13 protein-coding genes are annotated in these 17,851 nt (G+C 62.8%); 12 read left to right on the top strand and 1 reads right to left on the bottom strand.

Annotated elements, in window-relative coordinates; translation table 11 throughout:
• Positions 1-97: 97 nt before the first annotated feature.
• The 5 genes from JYP50_RS01145 to JYP50_RS01165 are packed head-to-tail and all read left to right on the top strand — an operon-like array spanning position 98 to position 8,518.
• Positions 98-3,601, top strand: coding sequence for a glycosyltransferase (locus tag JYP50_RS01145; RefSeq protein WP_206558614.1), 3,504 nt, complete (start codon positions 98-100; stop codon positions 3,599-3,601).
• On the top strand, positions 3,598-4,407 hold the full coding sequence (locus tag JYP50_RS01150; protein ID WP_206558615.1) for a hypothetical protein: 810 nt from the start codon (positions 3,598-3,600) through the stop codon (positions 4,405-4,407). The genes JYP50_RS01145 and JYP50_RS01150 overlap by 4 nt, the downstream gene beginning before the upstream one ends.
• Before the next feature lie 22 nt (positions 4,408-4,429).
• A complete protein-coding gene (locus JYP50_RS01155) occupies positions 4,430-5,950 on the top strand; it encodes a hypothetical protein (RefSeq protein ID WP_206558616.1) in 1,521 nt (506 codons plus the stop codon).
• Positions 5,940-7,421: a GMC oxidoreductase gene (locus JYP50_RS01160; protein ID WP_206558617.1), complete on the top strand. Its 1,482-nt coding sequence runs from the start codon at positions 5,940-5,942 to the stop codon at positions 7,419-7,421. The genes JYP50_RS01155 and JYP50_RS01160 overlap by 11 nt, the downstream gene beginning before the upstream one ends.
• On the top strand, positions 7,418-8,518 hold the full coding sequence (locus JYP50_RS01165) for a hypothetical protein (protein WP_206558618.1): 1,101 nt from the start codon (positions 7,418-7,420) through the stop codon (positions 8,516-8,518). Before JYP50_RS01160 ends, JYP50_RS01165 begins: the two co-directional genes overlap by 4 nt.
• Before the next feature lie 44 nt (positions 8,519-8,562).
• On the opposite strand, the gene JYP50_RS01170 is transcribed toward JYP50_RS01165, so the two are convergent.
• Complete coding sequence (locus JYP50_RS01170; protein WP_206558619.1) at positions 8,563-9,354, bottom strand: sulfotransferase family 2 domain-containing protein; 792 nt, start codon at positions 9,352-9,354, stop codon at positions 8,563-8,565.
• A gap of 341 nt (positions 9,355-9,695) precedes the next feature.
• On the opposite strand from JYP50_RS01170, the gene JYP50_RS01175 reads away from it, so the two are divergent.
• From JYP50_RS01175 to gmd, 7 genes are all read left to right on the top strand, one after another.
• Positions 9,696-10,976 (top strand): AmpG family muropeptide MFS transporter, encoded by a 1,281-nt coding sequence (locus JYP50_RS01175; protein ID WP_241262686.1) that lies wholly within the window; start codon positions 9,696-9,698, stop codon positions 10,974-10,976.
• Positions 10,977-11,059: 83 nt separating this feature from the next.
• Positions 11,060-12,205, top strand: a complete 1,146-nt coding sequence (locus JYP50_RS01180; RefSeq protein WP_206558620.1) for a glycosyltransferase — start codon at positions 11,060-11,062, stop codon at positions 12,203-12,205.
• A gap of 2 nt (positions 12,206-12,207) precedes the next feature.
• Positions 12,208-13,851, top strand: coding sequence for a hypothetical protein (locus JYP50_RS01185; protein ID WP_206558621.1), 1,644 nt, complete (start codon positions 12,208-12,210; stop codon positions 13,849-13,851).
• Positions 13,844-14,449, top strand: coding sequence for a DUF4214 domain-containing protein (locus JYP50_RS01190; RefSeq protein WP_206558622.1), 606 nt, complete (start codon positions 13,844-13,846; stop codon positions 14,447-14,449). The genes JYP50_RS01185 and JYP50_RS01190 overlap by 8 nt, the downstream gene beginning before the upstream one ends.
• A gap of 83 nt (positions 14,450-14,532) precedes the next feature.
• Positions 14,533-15,489, top strand: coding sequence for a glycosyltransferase family 4 protein (locus tag JYP50_RS01195; RefSeq protein ID WP_206558623.1), 957 nt, complete (start codon positions 14,533-14,535; stop codon positions 15,487-15,489).
• Between the two features lies 1 nt (position 15,490).
• Positions 15,491-16,780 carry a hypothetical protein gene (locus tag JYP50_RS01200; protein ID WP_206558624.1) on the top strand — a complete coding sequence of 430 codons (1,290 nt, stop codon included), beginning with the start codon at positions 15,491-15,493 and terminating at the stop codon, positions 16,778-16,780.
• A 36-nt stretch (positions 16,781-16,816) separates the two neighbouring features.
• A complete protein-coding gene (gene gmd / locus JYP50_RS01205) occupies positions 16,817-17,851 on the top strand; it encodes a GDP-mannose 4,6-dehydratase (RefSeq protein WP_206558625.1) in 1,035 nt (344 codons plus the stop codon).

Consider the following 17,851-nt stretch of genomic DNA (forward strand, 5'->3'; position numbering starts at 1 on the left):
GTGAAGCCACTTGATTGTCCGTTTGCACTGATGGTGCAGCACCCAATGCAATCCAAACGGTTTGCCTGCCTTGTAATTCAGCTCTTTAGATAAGACCATGACCCGAAATATCGTCATCCTCGGCATGCACCGCTCCGGTACCTCCATGGTCGCGGGAGCCCTATGCCGCGCGGGTGTCTACGCCGGTACACCCGGGGAATTACTGGAGGACCAGGAGGATAACCCCCAGGGTTTCTGGGAGCGGCGCGATGTCGTCGAGCTGGATGACGCCATTCTGGAGTCGCTGGATAGCACCTGGTTCAGGCCGCCGACTGGCGATCGTCTCGACCCCCAGGCTTGTCTCCAGCGTATTGAGAGTGTGCTGGGGCGCTTGCCCGGGGATTCAAGCTGGCTGCTGAAAGACCCGCGCATGGTGTTGACCTGGCGGGCCTGGGACGCCGCACTGGCGGCGCGGGGCGACAATCCGCTGCTGCTGTATGTGTACCGTGATCCGCGCGCGGTGGCGGTGTCCCTGGCGCGGCGTAACCACTTTCCCCTGCAGCTGGGCCTGGCCCTGTGGGAACACTACAATCGCCTGGCGCTCGAAGCCCTGCGTGGGCGCGATTACCTCGCGGTCGACTTCGCCCGAATCCAGGCCGACCCGGCGGGGGAGCTGGGTAAACTGCTGCGACAGCTCGACGGTTTTGGTGTCCAGCTGGAATCCCTGCCGGAACAGGGCGGCTTTGACCCCTCGTTGGTGCGTTCCTCGCGGCAGAATGCCTCGATTCACAGCGCCGGCCAGTTGATGACGCCCTCGCAAACCGCGCTCGAGGGTGCCTGCCGGCAATTGTGTGAGCAAGGGAGCCTCGAACTGCCCGCGGCGGATCCCGGGCTGCAGGGGCGCATGAGCGACCTTGCCGCGGCGATGGCGCCTCTGGCCGACGCCTATGAGACGCGCCTGGCGCTGGAGGAATATACCCGGCTCTGTGACGACCGCACCCGGGAGCGGGATCACTCCCTGCAACAGCTAAAGAGCATGGAGGAGAGTTATGAGTCCCTGGTAGGGGCTCATGACAAAGAGGTCGGTTTGCACAAGTCCCTGCAGCGGCAGCATGAAGACCTGCAATCGCAACACAGTGCTCTCGCGGAAGCGCACCACAATGAGGTGAGCGAGCACCGGCAATTGGCCACCGAGTACGTCGAGCTTAAAGAAAAGGCGGAATACCTATTTACCGCCCTGACCCACGCCTACCGCAGCCTGTTGTCCTTTGAGCAATCCCACCTGGCGGCGATCAATCGCAATGTCGGCCGCGCCTACAAACTGTTGACCCGCCGCCGGGGCGTGCGCACCAGCTACGAGGATGCGCTGGCGGATGCGCGTGAGCATTTCCGCGAATTCGAGCTCGAGCTGCCGGAGAAGCCGCCCGGCAAGCTCGCTCATTTGCGGGGCGTCCTCAAATACATGCGGGAAAACCCCGCCGCGTCCGCGCGCAGTTTCAGCTTGCCAAGGTTGAAGCGCGGCCTGTCCGTGATGTTGCGTTCCTCCCCCGAGGATTTCGAAACCTGGGTCAACAGCCGTTTTCCGGACAGGGACGCTCCCGGGCTGGATTTTGATCCGGGTGAGCTGGATGCGTCCCTGGACACGCGGGAACTGGACTTTCCCCGCTTTGAAACGCCCCGGGTGTCGATTGTCGTTCCGGTGTACAACGACTACCGGGTGACGATGAACTGCCTGGTCGCGCTGCTGGAGAATACGCCGGACATCCCCTACGAGGTAATCCTGGCCGACGACTGCTCCACTGACCTGACGGCGAGCATCGGCGAACGCGTGCGCAATATCGTGATCTCGCGCAACGAGACCAACCAGCGCTTCCTGTTGAACTGCAACGCGGCGGCGGAGCACGCTACCGGCGACTATATCCTGTTTCTCAACAACGACACCGCCGTGTGCCCGGGCTGGTTGGAGCCGATGGTGGAGTTGTTGGACAGCCAGGAGGATGTCGGAATCGTCGGGCCCAAGCTGATCTATGCCGATGGACGCCTGCAGGAAGCCGGCGGCATCATCTGGCGCGACGCCTCGGGCTGGAATTTTGGTCGCATGGACGACCCGGCCAAGCCGGAGTACAACTACGTCAAGGAAGTGGATTACATCTCCGGCGCCTGTTTGTTGGTGCGCAGCGAGCTTTGGCGCCGGCTCGGGGGCTTTGATACGCGTTTTGTACCGGCCTATTACGAGGATTCCGATCTGGCCTTCGCGGTGCGTAGCCTGGGGTACCGGGTGCTGTACCAGCCAGCGTCGCAGGTGTATCACTTCGAGGGCGTGAGCAATGGTACCGACCTGGCCAGCGGCCAGAAACAATACCAGGTAGTGAACCAGGCCACCTTCCGCGAGAAGTGGGCCGCCGAGCTGGATGCGTTTCATTTTGACAATGCCGAGCACGTATCCTGGGCCCGGGATCGCTCCCGCGATCGCCGTACCATCCTGGTGATCGACCACTACGTGCCGCACTACGACAAGGACGCGGGCTCCAGATCCACCTTCATGTATCTGCAATTGATGTGCGAGATGGGTTACCGGGTCATGTTCATGGGGGCAAACTTCTTCCCCCATGCGCCCTATACCCGGACCTTGCAGCAAATGGGGGTCGAAGTACTGGTGGGCGAGTCCATGGCGCGCCACCTGAACCGTTGGCTGGCGGACAATGCGCCCTATATCGACGCTATTTACCTCCACCGGCCCCATGTCGCCGAACAGTTTCTCGCTCAGCTGCACAAGATGAATCCGCGGCCGCCCATCGTGTTCTTTGGCCACGACCTGCACTACCTGCGTATCCAGCGCGAGCTGGCGATAACCAGCGACGCGAGTCTGGCGCAAACAGCGGAATCCTGGCGCAAGCGGGAGTATGCCGTGTTCGACCAGGTCGACAGGATCTACTATCCCTCAGAGATTGAAATCGAGAAAATCCGAGCCGAGCGCCCGGATTTGAACCTGCGCGCGATTCCCCTCTACGTGCTGGAAGACAAGCAGCGCCCCCCGCACGACCCCGACAGTGCCAGGGATATTCTTTTTGTGGGTGGTTTCAACCACCCGCCCAATGTCGACGCCGTCTGCTGGTTTGTTGCGGAGGTTTTGCCGGATATTCGCGCCAAGTGTCCCGATATCCGCCTGCATGTCGTGGGGTCCAACCCCACCGCGGAAGTTGAAGCCTTGCACTGCGGCGAGGTGGTCGTGCATGGCTATGTTTCCGATGAGGAACTGGATGCCTTGTACCGCGGTATCGCGGTTGCCGTAGTGCCCTTGCGCTATGGCGCGGGGGTCAAGGGCAAGGTGCTGGAAGCGGTTCAGCAGAACGTGCCCCTGGTGACCACGGCGGTGGGTGCCGAGGGTATTCCCGATGCCGAGGAGGTGATGACCATTGCCGATAGCGCGCGGGATTTCGCCGACCGTGTCGGCGAGGTACTGGCCGGCGATGCCGCGACCCTGGCTAAGCTTGAGCATTACCCCCAGTGGTTGGCGCGGCATTTCAGCAAGTCTCGCGCCGCCGCCATGCTGGCCGAGGATTTTGGCGAGCCGCGGCGTGGCCAGCCCAAGCCCGCGGAGGCGGTAGCGGCGGCCCCATGAGGCATATCCTGCTGCACGCCCATATCTTCAAGAACGCGGGAACCACCCTCGACTGGGCGCTGCAACGGTATTTTGGCGACGGGTTTCTCGACCACCGTGATGAAGAGAGCATGCGGGAGCAGGGCGTCGCCTGGCTGCGGCAGCTGGTGGAGCAGGGCCCGGGCCTGAGGGCTATTTCCAGCCACCATATGCCCGCCACCGCACAGGCCCCGGGTTGCGCTTTCCACGCGCTTTACCTGTTGCGGCACCCCTTGCGTCGCGCGCTCTCGGTCTACGCTTTTGAGCGTCGCCAGGACGCCCAGAGTCGCGGTGCGCGTGCAGCCAAGGAAATGGATCTGCAGTCCTACCTGGCCTGGCGCATGCGGCCGGACGTCCCGAATGTGGTGCGCAACTACCAAACCGCCTACCTCGCGGGTTGCCATCGGCCCATGATCGGCGAGCAGGAGATGGCGGAGTTGTTTGGCCGGGCCCTGGCCGCGTTGAACGCGGCGCCACTGGTTGGACTGGTGGAGCGCTTTGACGAGAGCATGGTGCTGTTCGAGGCCTTGCTGGAATCGCGGTATCCGGGGCTGGACCTGGCGTACAAGCCGCAAAATCGCACGCCGGGACACGAGGGAGGTGATCTGGCGCGGGTGTTTTCGACCCTCGGCGACATGGCCCCGGACCTGGTGGCGGAAAACAGCTACGATCTGGCGCTCTACCGTCTCGCGCAGGCCAAGTTTAACCGGGCGATAGCCGCGATCCCCGGCTTCGAGGGCAGGTTGAGGGAATTCAGAATTCGCTGTAACGTCATACAACAAGAATAAGGCGTCGCTGTGAGATCAAATATTGACCAGGCAATTCAGCCAGCTGCCGTATTACGATCGTTTGCACAAGCAGCTGCAGTCGCTCAACGAGTTTGTGACGCCTCGGGCCGTGCTGCGTTACCAGTCGGGGATTGTATCCACGGGGAGTTTTACACTGCCTTCGCCCTGGACCGGCGAACCCCTGCGTTCGCTGGATTGTTACCTGGCCAATATCAGCCCCCTGGGCTTTGGCGACATCCCGATAGCCTATCGCTTTAAGTGCGAACATACCTTCTGGCTGATCAGTGGTATCGTCAAGGATGGGTTTCCTCTCAATGAATTGTATGTGCCGGAGTGGGATTGCAGCCCCTGGAGTATTCTTGCGGAGCAGGAGCGGGATCGAAACGCGGCAGTCAGGCAGCAGCTGCGGGAAATTGACGATGGCCCCACTGAACACCCGCTACCGGCCGGGCCGCCGGTCCTGTTACTCGGTCACCCGAATTTTGCCCATAATCTCTGGAATGAACTGCCGGGCCTCGCGGTGCTGGAAGAGAGGCTTTCGCAGAGCTGTCCAGGCCTTGAAGTCATGACCCTGTGCCAGCCAATATTGTCGATCGAACAGGGTTTCGCGTCGTTGGGCTGGCCCCACAAGCCCGTGGAGAGCCTGTCGGCGCTGTTGGGTCGGCAGTGGCGGATTTTTACCCGCGTGGGCTCGACCCAGGTGAGCGATTCGGTGCGCGCAAGGCTGGCCCGTTCGTTGCGGGTATGCCGTGATGAAGCGGTAACCGAGCCAATGCGGCGGCAACTGGAGGGCTGTTTTCCTGTCGTATGGATGTCGGCGAGACTGGATTGCCGGACCGCCCAGAACCAGGAAGACATGATCATTGCCGCGGTGCTTGCCATGGCGGATGAATACCCCGAAGCCGGCTTTATACTCGATGGTTTTGCCTATCCGGATGATTTCGACAATCCTGTCTATATGCTGCCCAGCGGCACGCATCTGGAAAATGGTTTCCGGGGCGCGACCGGTGATTGCGTTTCCAGTCTGGGAGAGTCACTGGTGGCCCGCGAGCGGGAAATCACCTCCTACATCTCCCGGCTTCAGCGAAGGCTGGAGAGTCGGGTGCGCAACCCGGTTGCCAGTACGTCCGGCCTGCGCATGACAGATACGCTATTTCTGGGGAAAATGGCGGATTACTACATCTGTCACGCCGGATCCCTGCAACACAAAATGGGCTGGATTCACAATGTTGCGGGTATCGTTCACTCCAACAGCACCGGCCTGGGGCGCGGAGCCGCGCGCTGGATGGCCCGGCAGGTGGAGAACGGTGTTGAGCCAACACTGATCGACAGTGCCCTGGTGACCGACCAGGGCAGTATCCGCGGCATCAATCAGGTTGAGCGAAACCGGGACTATCGGTTTGTCGATATTCCCGGGGTGGTATCCCAGATCCTGGAGGATATGGCCCGGAGGCTGCCCGATCCCCAGGGCGGCGGGGAAGGAGGGCGCCCGCGAGGGTGGCGACTATGGAGAAATTGGTTGGGACGGCGTAATGATCGATGATTTAGCGGTATCGCCCCAGCCTTACGCAGGCGGTCTGAAGTGCGATGTGTGTATCGTCGGGGCCGGTCCGGCGGGTATAAGCCTGGCGCTGACGTTGGCGCGCCTGAGGCCCGAGTGGCGGGTAGTCCTCCTGGAGGCGGGCGGCCGCGACAATGCCAGCGAGCGCGAGAGGGACATCTATCGGGTGAGCCAGAGTGGCAGGGATTATTCGGTACTGGATATCTCGCGACGCAGAAAGCTGGGTGGCACCACCGCGCATTGGGGGGGGTGGAGCAAACCCCTGGACGACAGCGATTTCGAGACCAACCCGTCCTGGGATATGCCCGCCTGGCCAATCGGCCCGGCGGATTTAAAGGCCTATTACCAGCGCGCGTGCGACTGGTGTGAACTCGGCGGCAGTGATTTTGAGGCGGAAGCGGTGGCCGGGCGTTTTCCCGGCGCGATGCTCGAGTACGGTGACCTGCAAGGGATCGGCCAGCGTCTCTTTCGTTTTTCGCCGCCCACGCGCTTCGGGGCGCGCTATGCGCCGGAACTGGAAGCGCAGGACAACCTGACCTGCCTGCTGCACGCCAATCTTCTGCAGCTGGTTAGAGCGCAAGGCAAGCTGGTGGAGGCGGTCGTCGCGCCGCTGGACGGTGATACCCTGCGCATTGCCGCCGACCGGTTTGTCCTGGCCATGGGCGGTATGGAAACCACGCGTCAGCTGCTGCACCTGCGAGAGCGTGATGTCGACGACGGGGAGGGTGTGTACTCGCCCCACCTCGGGCGCTATTTTGCCGACCATTTCGGTTTCAGCCCCGCGCGTTTGCTGGCTCCCGCCGGCCTGAAGTACCACATGTTCACCGAGAGCCAGGAGCGCTTGATGCCGGTGCTCACCTTCTCCAACGAGGCGCTGCGCGGGGAAGGGCAGAACAATGCCTGCATGCGCCTGTACGCCAATGCGCCGGACCCACTGCTGTCACCGGCATACGCGGAGCATGCCGCCTTTGGCTTCCGCCCGGGAGAGTATTGGCAGTACGACGTGAAAATGACCGTCGAACCCCGGCCCCATCGCGACAGTCGACTGGCGCTGACGAACGAGCGCTGTGAATTGGGCCTGCGGCGCCTGCACCTGACCTGGAAGATTGACGAGCGCGATTTTACCTCGGCCTACCAGTTGCTCGACCGTCTGGGGCAGGCCTGCAGTGTGGCGGGCCTCGGTCGCCTGCAGATCACCCGGGAAAATTCGCCGGAATTACGTGCAAATGTGAGTGGTGGCTGTCACCACATGGGCACCACGCGGATGGCCGCCCGGGTCGGGGATGGAGTGGTGGATCCCGATCTCAGGGTCTTCGACCTGGAAAACCTGTATATTGCCAGTTCGTCGGTTTTCCCCCGCTACGGCTATTCCAATCCGACCTTAACCATCGTTGCCCTGTCACTGCGTTTGGCCGAGCACCTGGCGGGCGTGTCCGCGGGAGGGCGCCCATGATTTCCCGGCGCAGGCTTCTGGTGGGCGGTGGCGCGCTTGCGGGGACGGGGCTGGGCCTGCTCTGGTTGCGCCAGGGCGGTGATTCGTCGTTGCCTCCGGATACCTCCGCTACGGGTGGATTAAGGCTGGACAGCGGCCTGGGCAAAGGGTTCGACCGATTCCTCGCCTCCCTGGCGGGAACCGACCCGCTCGGCGCCGCCTGGGTGGAAGCCGAGGGAGTCGAGCATATCGGCTCCCTGGTCGATGCCCTCGACGGCTCGATACATACCGCGCAGAATGCCCGGGAGCTGGCTGACGCCGTGGCCGGGCGGGTGCGCGCCGACTTCCAGGAGGGCTTGACCTGCCGGGTGGGCGGCTGGGTGCTCAGCGGCACCGAGTGTCGCCTGGTGGGCCTGCGCCACCTCCTGCTTCGCCTGGAGCCCGGCAACGCTCAACTGGTCGCGGCGGAGACCAAGGTGCCATCCGTGGCGGATTATGCGGAGGGTCACATTGCGCCGCTGGCCAACTGGGGGCCGAAAAGCACCCGGGTGGGAGAGAAGTTCAACGTTCAAATCGATGGTCACAGCGGGTTGTGGTTCCAGTTCAGCGGCGCTCCCGCCCATGCCCGCATTGTCATTGACGGCGAGTTGGTGAAAACCAGCGTCAGCGCCAAGGTGGTCACCTCCGGTTTGTTCGGGGAGATGCAGGAGCGAATACTGGCCACGCCGGGCCGTTACGATATCGCCCTCGTGGATCCCGTGCGCGGCATCAGGCAGCCGGTCGGGCAATTCGTGGTCCGGCCGCGCAAGGCCGCCTCGGGGCCGGGCAAGGCGGGATTCTGTGAAATCGAGAAATGGGGGCCGCAATCCACCCGGGTCGGGCTGGCCAAGAATGAGCAGCCCGACGGCGCCATGGGGCTGTGGGTGCGCAGCGCCTGCATGCCCCGGGATGCCCAGCTAATCGTGGGGGACGACGTGGTGAAGTCGAGCGTGAAGAAATTTGGCCTGTCAGCCGCAATCCCGGCGGTTTTCCTGGAGGCGCCGGGTGAGCTGGAACTGGTGCTTTACAGCCCGGCGACCGGTCAGCGCCAGCCTGTGGGTGTATTGGTTGTTGAGTAAGTCGAGTCGCTTGAGTAGAAAGTGGCTCTACAAGCGCAAGCCACTCAGCTTCTATCTTCGCCGGGCAGCTGCCAAAGCCTGTCCTCAAAGGCGGCCACCGCGAACCGATACAGGCGGTGATCCACTCCGGTACGGCGCCGGATTTCGGCCAGGGCATTGTCGCTGAGCGCGTAGTCCCTGGGTTTGTTCCGCGATCGGTTGACTTGCCCGATTTGCAACTGTTTGCGGGTTGATACAACGCTTTGCAGAAGCCGCATGGAGCTGTCTATTTGCTCCGTTATACCGAAGAAAGGCAGGTCTATCAGCAAGCGCTCGGCAATCGGTAGCAGCGCTTCGTCGCTCATGCCCGGGTAATCACTGCTCAGGCCTTTTACCAGGTAGCGTGTCTGGAAGTTGTCAAAGATGTGCGCGTGCTCATAATCGAAGAAGTCCTCGATGGGCCTGTTCTCGACGAACTGGTGAATCTCCCTGGCCAATTCCGGTTGCTGGCACAGCCGGGTCGTGTAGGTGAAAGTGGGGTCGATTTTCAAATGAAAGAAGGTCGAGATGTAGTGCGCCACCGGGTCGCGAAGAAACGTGAGGATAAAGCTCGGTTGCTTCGGGAGGCGCTTGCCGTACACGTCATGGGTGAAATGCCCGTGCAGAAACCTGGCCCCGAGATAGATGTCCCGCGGGTGCTTCCGCACGTTGTTCATCTGGTAGTGAGTCAGCACCCGATCTTCGGGAAACAGGGGGGAGAGTGACTTGGATACCGCGGTTCCCGCTGTCTTGGGAATGTGGAGGAAGAAAACGAAATCCTCGTCGGTGCACTTCTCGGGGTACTGTTTCCGGGGCATGTTCGGTGCATTGGCATCAGGGCCCGCGTCGGCTTTGGTCGCGGCTTGATCTTTCCGGGGTGTCGTGGGCGCTTGAGTTTTCAATGGTCGTTGGGTGCTGTTCAGGTTGAGGCTGTTGGGCCACCCTCGCGAGGGCGGTGAGAGCGGGCTGCGGCCGCGGCGTAGCCGTCCATTATACCAGCAAGCGCGCTTTTCCCGCTACGCCATCTTGGGACCTGCCGCAGCCCGAAAGCGGGGGTTTTAGACGCCGCCGGGGTGTGTTGGTACACTGCTCCCCTTCCGGTTACCTCGCGGGCTGTTTCTGCCGGCTTTGGGGCCAAACACCAGCGAGACCCTTCTTCATGGAACCCGCCTCGGACGAGAACTGGCGCCAGGCCCTGCTGAACCGCCGCATGCTGATCTGCGTGTTCGTGGGCTTCGCATCGGGCTTGCCGCTGTATGTGCTGTTGCAGCTCGTACCCGCCTGGCTCAAGGACCAGGGTGTCTCCCTGACCGAGATCGGCCTGTTTGCCCTGGTGGGCATCCCCTATAACTGGAAATTCCTGTGGGCGCCCTTCATGGATCGTTGGGCGCCCCCGGTTCTGGGGCGGATGGGGCGCCGGCGGGGCTGGATGCTATTCACCCAGCTGGCCCTTGTGCTCTCGATCGGGGTGCTGGGGCTGTTCCAGCCTGCCGCGTCCACGGGCGTTATCGCCTGGCTTGCGCTGGCGGTGGCGTTTTTCAGCGCCAGCCAGGATGTGGTGCTCGATGCCTATCGGCGGGAAATCCTCCCCGACCCGGAGTTGGGCCTGGGCAGTGCCATCCACGTCCAGGCCTACCGTATTTCCAGTTTGATTCCCGGGTCACTCTCGCTGATTCTCGCGGATTTGATGCCCTGGGAAAGCGTGTTCTGGATAACCGCGGCATTTATGCTGGTGGGGGTGGCCATGACCCTGGCGGTCCGCGAACCTGAGTCGGAGGTACCGCTGAGTCACGGGCTGCGCGAGACCGTCGTGGCGCCCTTCCAGGAATACCTGGGCCGCCGCCAGTGGTCGGGCGTGCTGCTGGTGTTTGGCTTCATGTTTCTCTATAAGCTGGGCGACAACATGGCCACCGCGCTGGCCATGCCCTTTTACCTGGACATTGGCTTTACCAAGACCGAGATCGGGCTGGTGGCCAAGCACGCCGCCCTGTGGCCCGCGATCGTGGGCGGGCTGCTGGGCGGGATTATCATGGTAAAACTCGGTATCAATCGCAGTCTGTGGGTGTTCGGGGTGGTCCAGCTGGTCAGCATCCTGGGTTTCGCGTTGTTGGCGGCCAGTGGCGCCCACCTCTGGTTGCTGGCCGGGGTGATTGCCTTTGAGTACCTGGGCGTCGGCCTGGGAACGGCTGCTTTCACGGCGTTCATCGCCCGGGAGACCAGCCGGGCATTCGCCGCCACGCAGTTTGCGCTCTTTACCGCCCTGGCGGCCCTGCCGCGGACCTTCGCCAACGCCAGCACCGGGGCGATCGTGGAAAAAACCGGATGGGTCGATTTTTTCTACCTGTGCGCTTTATTGGCGATTCCAGGTATGCTACTGCTTTTCAAGGTCGCCCCGTGGCGCACCCGGGCAGGTGAATCGCCGGCGGCGTCCCCCGGGTAAAGGTTGTTGACAGGCCTCCTGATCCTATTGGATAGTCATTGTTCGCTATCTTCCCCCCACTATAACAAGCCCGTGCCCGCCAAATGAATGTTTTGCATGTATATCGGACGTATTTTCCCGACACTCAAGGGGGGCTGGAAGAGGTCATTCGGCAGATATGCCTGGGGTGTATCGACCGCGGTATCCACAGCCGCGTTTTCACGCTTAGCGCAAACCCGGCGACCGGCGATATACGCCGACCCGAGGCAGAGGTCGTGCAGGTGCGCAAGACCTTCGAAATCGCCTCTTGCAGTGTCGCCCTGACAGGATGGACCCGGTTCGCGCGGGAGATTGAGTGGGCCGATGTGGTGCATTACCATTTTCCATGGCCATTTTCAGATATCCTCTACCTCCTCGCCGCCCGGCATAAGCCCTCGGTGTTGACCTATCACTCGGATATCGTGCGCCAGCGCGTGCTTGGCGCCATTTATCAGCCCTTGATGAAGCGCTACCTGGCGGGCATGGACCGGATCGTCGCGACTTCGCCCAATTACTTCGCCACCAGCAAGGTCCTGTCGGATTTTGCCGACAAGGTGGAGGTCATTCCCATCGGGATCAATGAACAGTCCTACCCGGGAACCCGGCTGTCCGAGACCGATTTACAACGGGCCGAGGCGGTATGTGGTCGCGACTTTTTCCTGTTTGTGGGCGTGCTGCGCTACTACAAGGGTCTGCATATACTGCTGGATGCCATTCGCGGTGCGCCGTACCAGGTCGTGATAGTCGGTTCCGGGCCGGTGGAGCGGGAATTGCGCGAACAGGCCGCCAGGCTGGGTCTCGACAATGTGCACTTTACCGGCTTCGTGAGCGACAGTGAGAAAATGGCCCTGTTCAAGCTGTGCCGGGGCGTGGTATTCCCGTCCTATTTGCGATCGGAAGCCTTCGGCGTCACCCTGCTGGAGGGGGCGATGAGCGGCAAGCCGCTAATCTCCGCGGAAGTGGGCTCTGGTACCAGTCACGTCAACATCGATGGCGAAACCGGGTATGTCGTACCGCCGGGCAGCGCGCCGGCCCTGCGTGCGGCCATGGACCGGCTGTACCGTGACGATGAGATCGCCGGGGCGATGGGGCGGCGTGCCCGACTGCGCTATGAAAAGCTGTTTACCGGCTCCCTGATGGCGCAGCGCTACGCAAAAACCTACAGGGAAGTGTTGGACGAAGGGCTTGTCGCGGTAAAGTCCGAGGCCTGAACATGAGCCAGCCCGAGATCGCTTTTCTTCACATACCCAAAACGGCGGGTACCAGCCAGCACCAGTCCTTTAACCGGTGGTATGGGCGCGAGCAGATATTCTGGTTCGGTGACGACTGCCCGGCGGATGTTGCGACCTTTCCTCGGGAAGCCCTGGGTTCGCGCCAGGTGATTGGCGGGCACAAGCCCCTGGGGTTCTATCCCGGGGATTTCGACCCATTGTTCTGCGCGGTGTTGCGGGAGCCGATCGAGCGCGCGGTGTCCCTGTTCGCGTACTACACGCGCCCGGACCTCGCCGGCCAGCCCGGCGAGAAAGCCGCCAGGGAACGAGCGCTGAGTCGCAGTCGAGAAGTGGGCATGGTGCCGGACGACCTGCTGGCGAGCCTCAAGCGCAGCCGGCAGTTTCGCGCGGAGGTGTCGAATGTCCAGTGCGGCTATCTCAGTCGGCGCGCGGCGACCTTTGCCGGCGTCCTGCGAACGCTTGGCAAGCGGGACGCCGTCGTCGGTACCTTGAATGAATACCCGCGCTTCCAGCAGCGGCTGTCCGATTTGCTTGACTGGCCCGTTGCAACTGTCGGCTCGGCGAACCGTTCGCGCGCCAATTACCTGGATGAATACCTCGATGACAAGGAGCTGGTGGCGCTGCTGCGTGAACTGAATGGCGAGGACCGGAAACTGCTTGATCATGTGAACGGGGAGCATGGCGGACTGTGGGTTAACCTGCGTGACGAAGCCCGCCGGCGCGAGCGTTTGCAGGCCATTCCGACCCGGAGATTCGCGCTGACCCAGGCAGAGGCGAGAAAGGCCGGGCTTTGGCCGCGCCGCGACAATCACTTGCCCTGGCCCGCCAGGAATTACCTCGCCTTGCCCGGGCGGCGCCAGCTCTTTGTGCCCGTGCCCGGTGGGGCCAGTATGCTGGTGGTCGACCTGCTGGCCGCCACGCTGCCGATTGTCGACAAGCAGAGGTTGCCAACCCAGAACCTGTACCCGTGGATGGTTCGCTTCAACCTCGGGCAAATGTTGAAGGACTGGCCGGCCGCCGATGCGCAGGCCTACCTGGGGCGAGGGGATGTTTCCGGCGCGGCCCTGATTCAGGACCCCGTCAGCCGTTTGCTCGGGGTGTATCTCAAGCACCTGGTGCGCGAGCCAGAGTCCCTGCGTGGGCAGATGTTGTTCCTGGACAGCCTGGCGGCGGTGCAGGGGAAAGAGCATCCCGATCTCGCGCTAGGTATGACTTTTCGACAGTTTGTCGAAAACATCCGCGCCACGCCGGTAGAGCGCTTGGGGCTGGCCAGGGCCCCGCAATCACACTTCCTGGCCTCCCTGTGGCCGGGTAACGAAGCCCTGTTCAGCACCCGGAGTTTGCCGGCACTCATGGATTTTCTAGGCATCCCGGAGAGCGTGAGACAACTGCATAACCAGAGAATCGAGGTGCTATCCCGGGAGGAGCCGGTTCCGGCCCCGCTGGGCGACCTGGCGGATGCGATGCCGGAGGAGCTGCGGGCGATCCCCCAAATCGATCCGGCGAGGTTGCTGGATGCCGGTCTTGAAGCCTCGTTGCGCGAATACTACGCCGAGGACGATGCCCTCTACCGCCGCGCCGCCAGCACCTCGAGCGAACCCGCGAAGCGAGTTCACCGTGCCTGAGCAAGTGAGGCACCTGCAGCGCCTGGTTGCCGAGCGGGTAGCGCTGCGGCAGATGGATCAATCGGTATCGGGACTGGCAGGCTCTGGTGCCGGGCTCAGTCTCCCGCCGCGCGCGGCTTTTCCGGTCGTCGATCCGGATCGGCGCCATTTTCGATTGTCGGAGCTGTTGGCCTACTACGACCGCGATTTCGTGCAGTTTGCCTATCTCGTCGTCCTGGGGCGCGATCCCGACACCGCGGGCCTGGATTCGAGGCTACAAGCCCTGCAGCAGGGGCGCAGGAGTCGGGTGGGCTTGCTGATGCGCATGCGGCACAGTGCGGAGGGAAAGGTACGGGGTGCGCGAATCAAGGGATTGTACCGGGCCTTTGCGGTGGAGTGCGCGGGCGCGGTTCCCGTGCTGGGGTACCTGGTGCGGGGCTTGCGCGCCTTGATCAGCCTTCCTCGCCTTCATCGGGAGCTTGAGGATTTGCGGGCCAATCTGGTCATGCAGCGCAATGATATGGACGACCGTCTGGCGCGGGTGGTTGAGTACCAGAACAGGGTGTCCCGCGATGCGCGATACGCCAATATTTCCCCGGAGTCGACGGACGGTCAGTGAATATCCTCATTCTTAATACCCAGGTTCCCTACTGCCGGGGCGGGGCGGAAGTGTTGGCGGAGGATCTATGCCAACAGTTACACATGGCGGGACACCGTGCGGAGATTGTCACGATACCGTTCAAGTGGTATCCGCAGCAGACGCTCATCGACAGCATGCTGAGTGCGCGGCTACTGGACCTTGACAGCTTTAACGGCGTTACCATCGACAAGGTGATCGCGCTGAAGTTTCCCCTTTGGCTGGTGAGGCACCCCTCGCTTTCGCTCTGGGTTTTACATCAGCACCGGACGGCTTATGACCTCTGGGATTCCGGGTTTTCGGATGTAGCCGGCATGCCCGATGGCCCGGCGGTGAGGGAGATGATCCGCCACGCGGACAACGAGGCGTTCGAGCGCGCCGAGAGTATCCATACCATTTCCAGAACCGTTTCGGCCCGCCTGCTGGCCCACAACGCTACCGAGTCGGGGGTGCTGTACCCGCCGCCGCGCGATATGGAGGCCTTTTTTGGCGGGGAGTACGGCGACTACTTTTTCTTTCCCAGTCGAATCACGCCCCTGAAGCGGCAGTCACTCGTTCTCGAGGCGCTGGCGCACACCCGCGAGCCCGTGCGCGTCGTCTTCGCTGGCGAAGCCGATAGTCCCGAATACCTCGCGACGCTGCAGGCCCGTGCCGCGGAACTGGGCGTGGACGCCCGGGTGGAGTGGCTGGGGCGAGTCACCGAGGAACGCAAGCGCGAACTCTACGCGGGCGCCCGTATGGTGATTTTTCCGCCGGTCGACGAGGACTACGGCTACATCACACCGGAGGCCATGCTGTCGTCGCGCGCGGTGGTGACGCTCGAGGACGCCGGAGGGCCGACGGAGTTTGTTTCCCATGACCATACCGGGCTGGTGTTGCCGGCCGATGCCGAAGCCATCGCCGCCGGCCTCGACGGTGTGTGGCGGGATCGCTCCCGGGCCCGGCAAATGGGCAGGGCCGCTCGCGACTATATCGATGGCATTGGCCTCAACTGGGATACCGTCCTGCAGGGGCTGTTGTGATATGGGCTTGCACTGGTATTCGCCGCTGGAAGTCGATAGCTCCGAAATAGCCCGTTACAGCGCGCAGGTGCTTCCCGCGCTGGCGGAGACCGGGGAGCTGGCGGCGGTATCGAATGGCGAGAGCGCGGGGCGGAGCTTGCCGGCCTGGGCGCGGGAGCTATCCCTGCCGCCGGCTGCGACTAGCGGTGATCAATTGCCTGTCTACCACATTGGCAACCACGCCCAGCATGTGCCGATCGTGGAGCGGGCGCTGCGTGAGCCGGGTATCGTGGTACTGCATGACCTGAACCTCGTCGACCTCGCTCGCTCCTACGGCGTGGCGCGAGGCCAGCCGGGCTGGTGGCGGCAGATGTTGCGCCTGCAATACGGCGATCGTTGCGAGCCACTGCTGCGCGAGAGCCGGTATTCCCCGGAAGCGGAGCAGGCGCTGATCGCTGGTTTTCCCCTGTTCCTGCCATTTATCGCCAACGCCCTGGGTGTCGTCGTCCACTCGCGGATCGCGGAGGACTCCCTTGAGGGGCAGTACCCTGGCCGTTTCCGGTTGCGCAGAATGTCGCTCCCTTATCTGGCGCCCGGCCGTCTGCCAGCCCGCGATTATTCGGAGCGCCCCCTGCGCGTTCTGTTTTGCGGACACCCCGGTCCCAATCGACGGCTGGAGCAGTTTATTGCCGCCTGGGGACGTATGCCGGAACCCGGGTCCCTGAGTCTGGAACTCTTTGGCAACCTGGGCAATACCGCCATGTTGCGGGCGGCGGCGCTGGAAGCCGGTGTGGACGACTGGCTGACCTTTCGTGGTTTTGTGGCCGACGCCGAACTGGACGAGGCCTTGGCGCGCGCCCATTTCGCGTTGAACCTGCGCTGGCCTTCGATGGGGGAGGCTTCCGCCAGTCAACTTCGATACTGGTCGGCGGGGCTGCCGACCCTGGTGACCGCCACGGGCTGGTATGATGAATTGCCAGCCGAGGTGGTGTGCAAGATCGATCCGGAACAGGAGTCAGCCGAGCTCGACCGGTGCCTGGCGCACATGGTGGGGAGCGCTACGGGGTATGCCGCGATGGGGGAGGCCGGCCATCGCCGTTTGCGGTCCGAGCATGCCATATCAGCCTATGTGTCGGGGCTGACCCGCTTTGCGGGCGAGCTTCGCGATGGGCGCCTGGCAACGCAGTACCTCGAGCATCGCCTGGTGGGGGCAATCGCCGACCTGTGTCCCGATACCCGCTGCGCGGCGCTGTTCGAACGGCCGCTGCGGGCGGCGACGGACCTGTTGCGTGTGCCGGAAGAAATTACCTAGAAACAATTGCCTAGAATCAAAGGAAACGTGAACTCAATGAAAAATGCCATTGTTACCGGCGTACTCGGCCAGGACGGCGCCTATCTCACGCGATTGCTGCTGGACAAAGGCTATCGCGTCTGGGGCGCCACGCGGCGCACGAGCACGCAAAACTACTGGCGTCTGGAAGAGCTGGGGGTCGCCGGTCACGACAATCTGGTACTGGTTGACTATGATCTCACGGACCCGGGCGCGGCGGTGCGATTGCTCCAGCGTAGCGACGCGCAGGAAGTGTACAACCTGGGCGCGCAGAGTTTTGTCGGCGTTTCCTTCGACCAGCCGGTAACGACCGGGGAGATCACCGGCTTGGGCGCGGTGCACCTGCTGGAGGCCATCCGCATGGTGAATCCCGGGGCGCGCTTTTACCAGGCCTCCACCTCGGAGATGTTCGGCAAGGTGCGCGAGATTCCGCAGACGGAGGCTACGCCCTTTTATCCGCGCAGCCCCTACGGCGTTGCCAAGCTGTATGCCCACTGGATGACGGTCAACTACCGGGAATCATTCGGCATCTTTGGCTGTAGCGGCATCCTGTTCAACCACGAGTCGCCGCTGCGTGGCCTGGAGTTTGTTACTCGCAAGATCACCCACGCGGTGGCCCGCATTGAACTCGGTCTCCAGGACAAGGTCAGCCTGGGTAACCTCGATGCCAAGCGGGATTGGGGGCATGCCTCGGATTATGTCGAGGGCATGTGGCGCATGGTCCAGCAGGACGAGCCGGATACCTACGTACTGGCCACCAACAGGACCCAGAGCGTGCGTGACTTCGTCGAGATGTCCTTCGCCTGCGTGGGCCGGGAACTGGAATGGCAGGGCGAGGCCGAGAACGAACGCGGCTACTGTCGTCGGACGGGGGCGCTGCTGGTCGATGTCGATCCCCGGTTTTACCGGCCGGCCGAGGTGGAGTTGTTGATCGGGGATGCCACCCGCGCCCGGGAAAAACTGGGGTGGGTTGCCGAGACCACACTGGAGAGCCTCTGCGATGAAATGGTGCGGGCCGACCTGAAACGCTGCGAGACGGGTCGCGCCTTCTGA

It is taken from the genome of Parahaliea mediterranea, assembly GCF_017255185.1.
GTDB lineage: Bacteria > Pseudomonadota > Gammaproteobacteria > Pseudomonadales > Halieaceae > JAFKCZ01.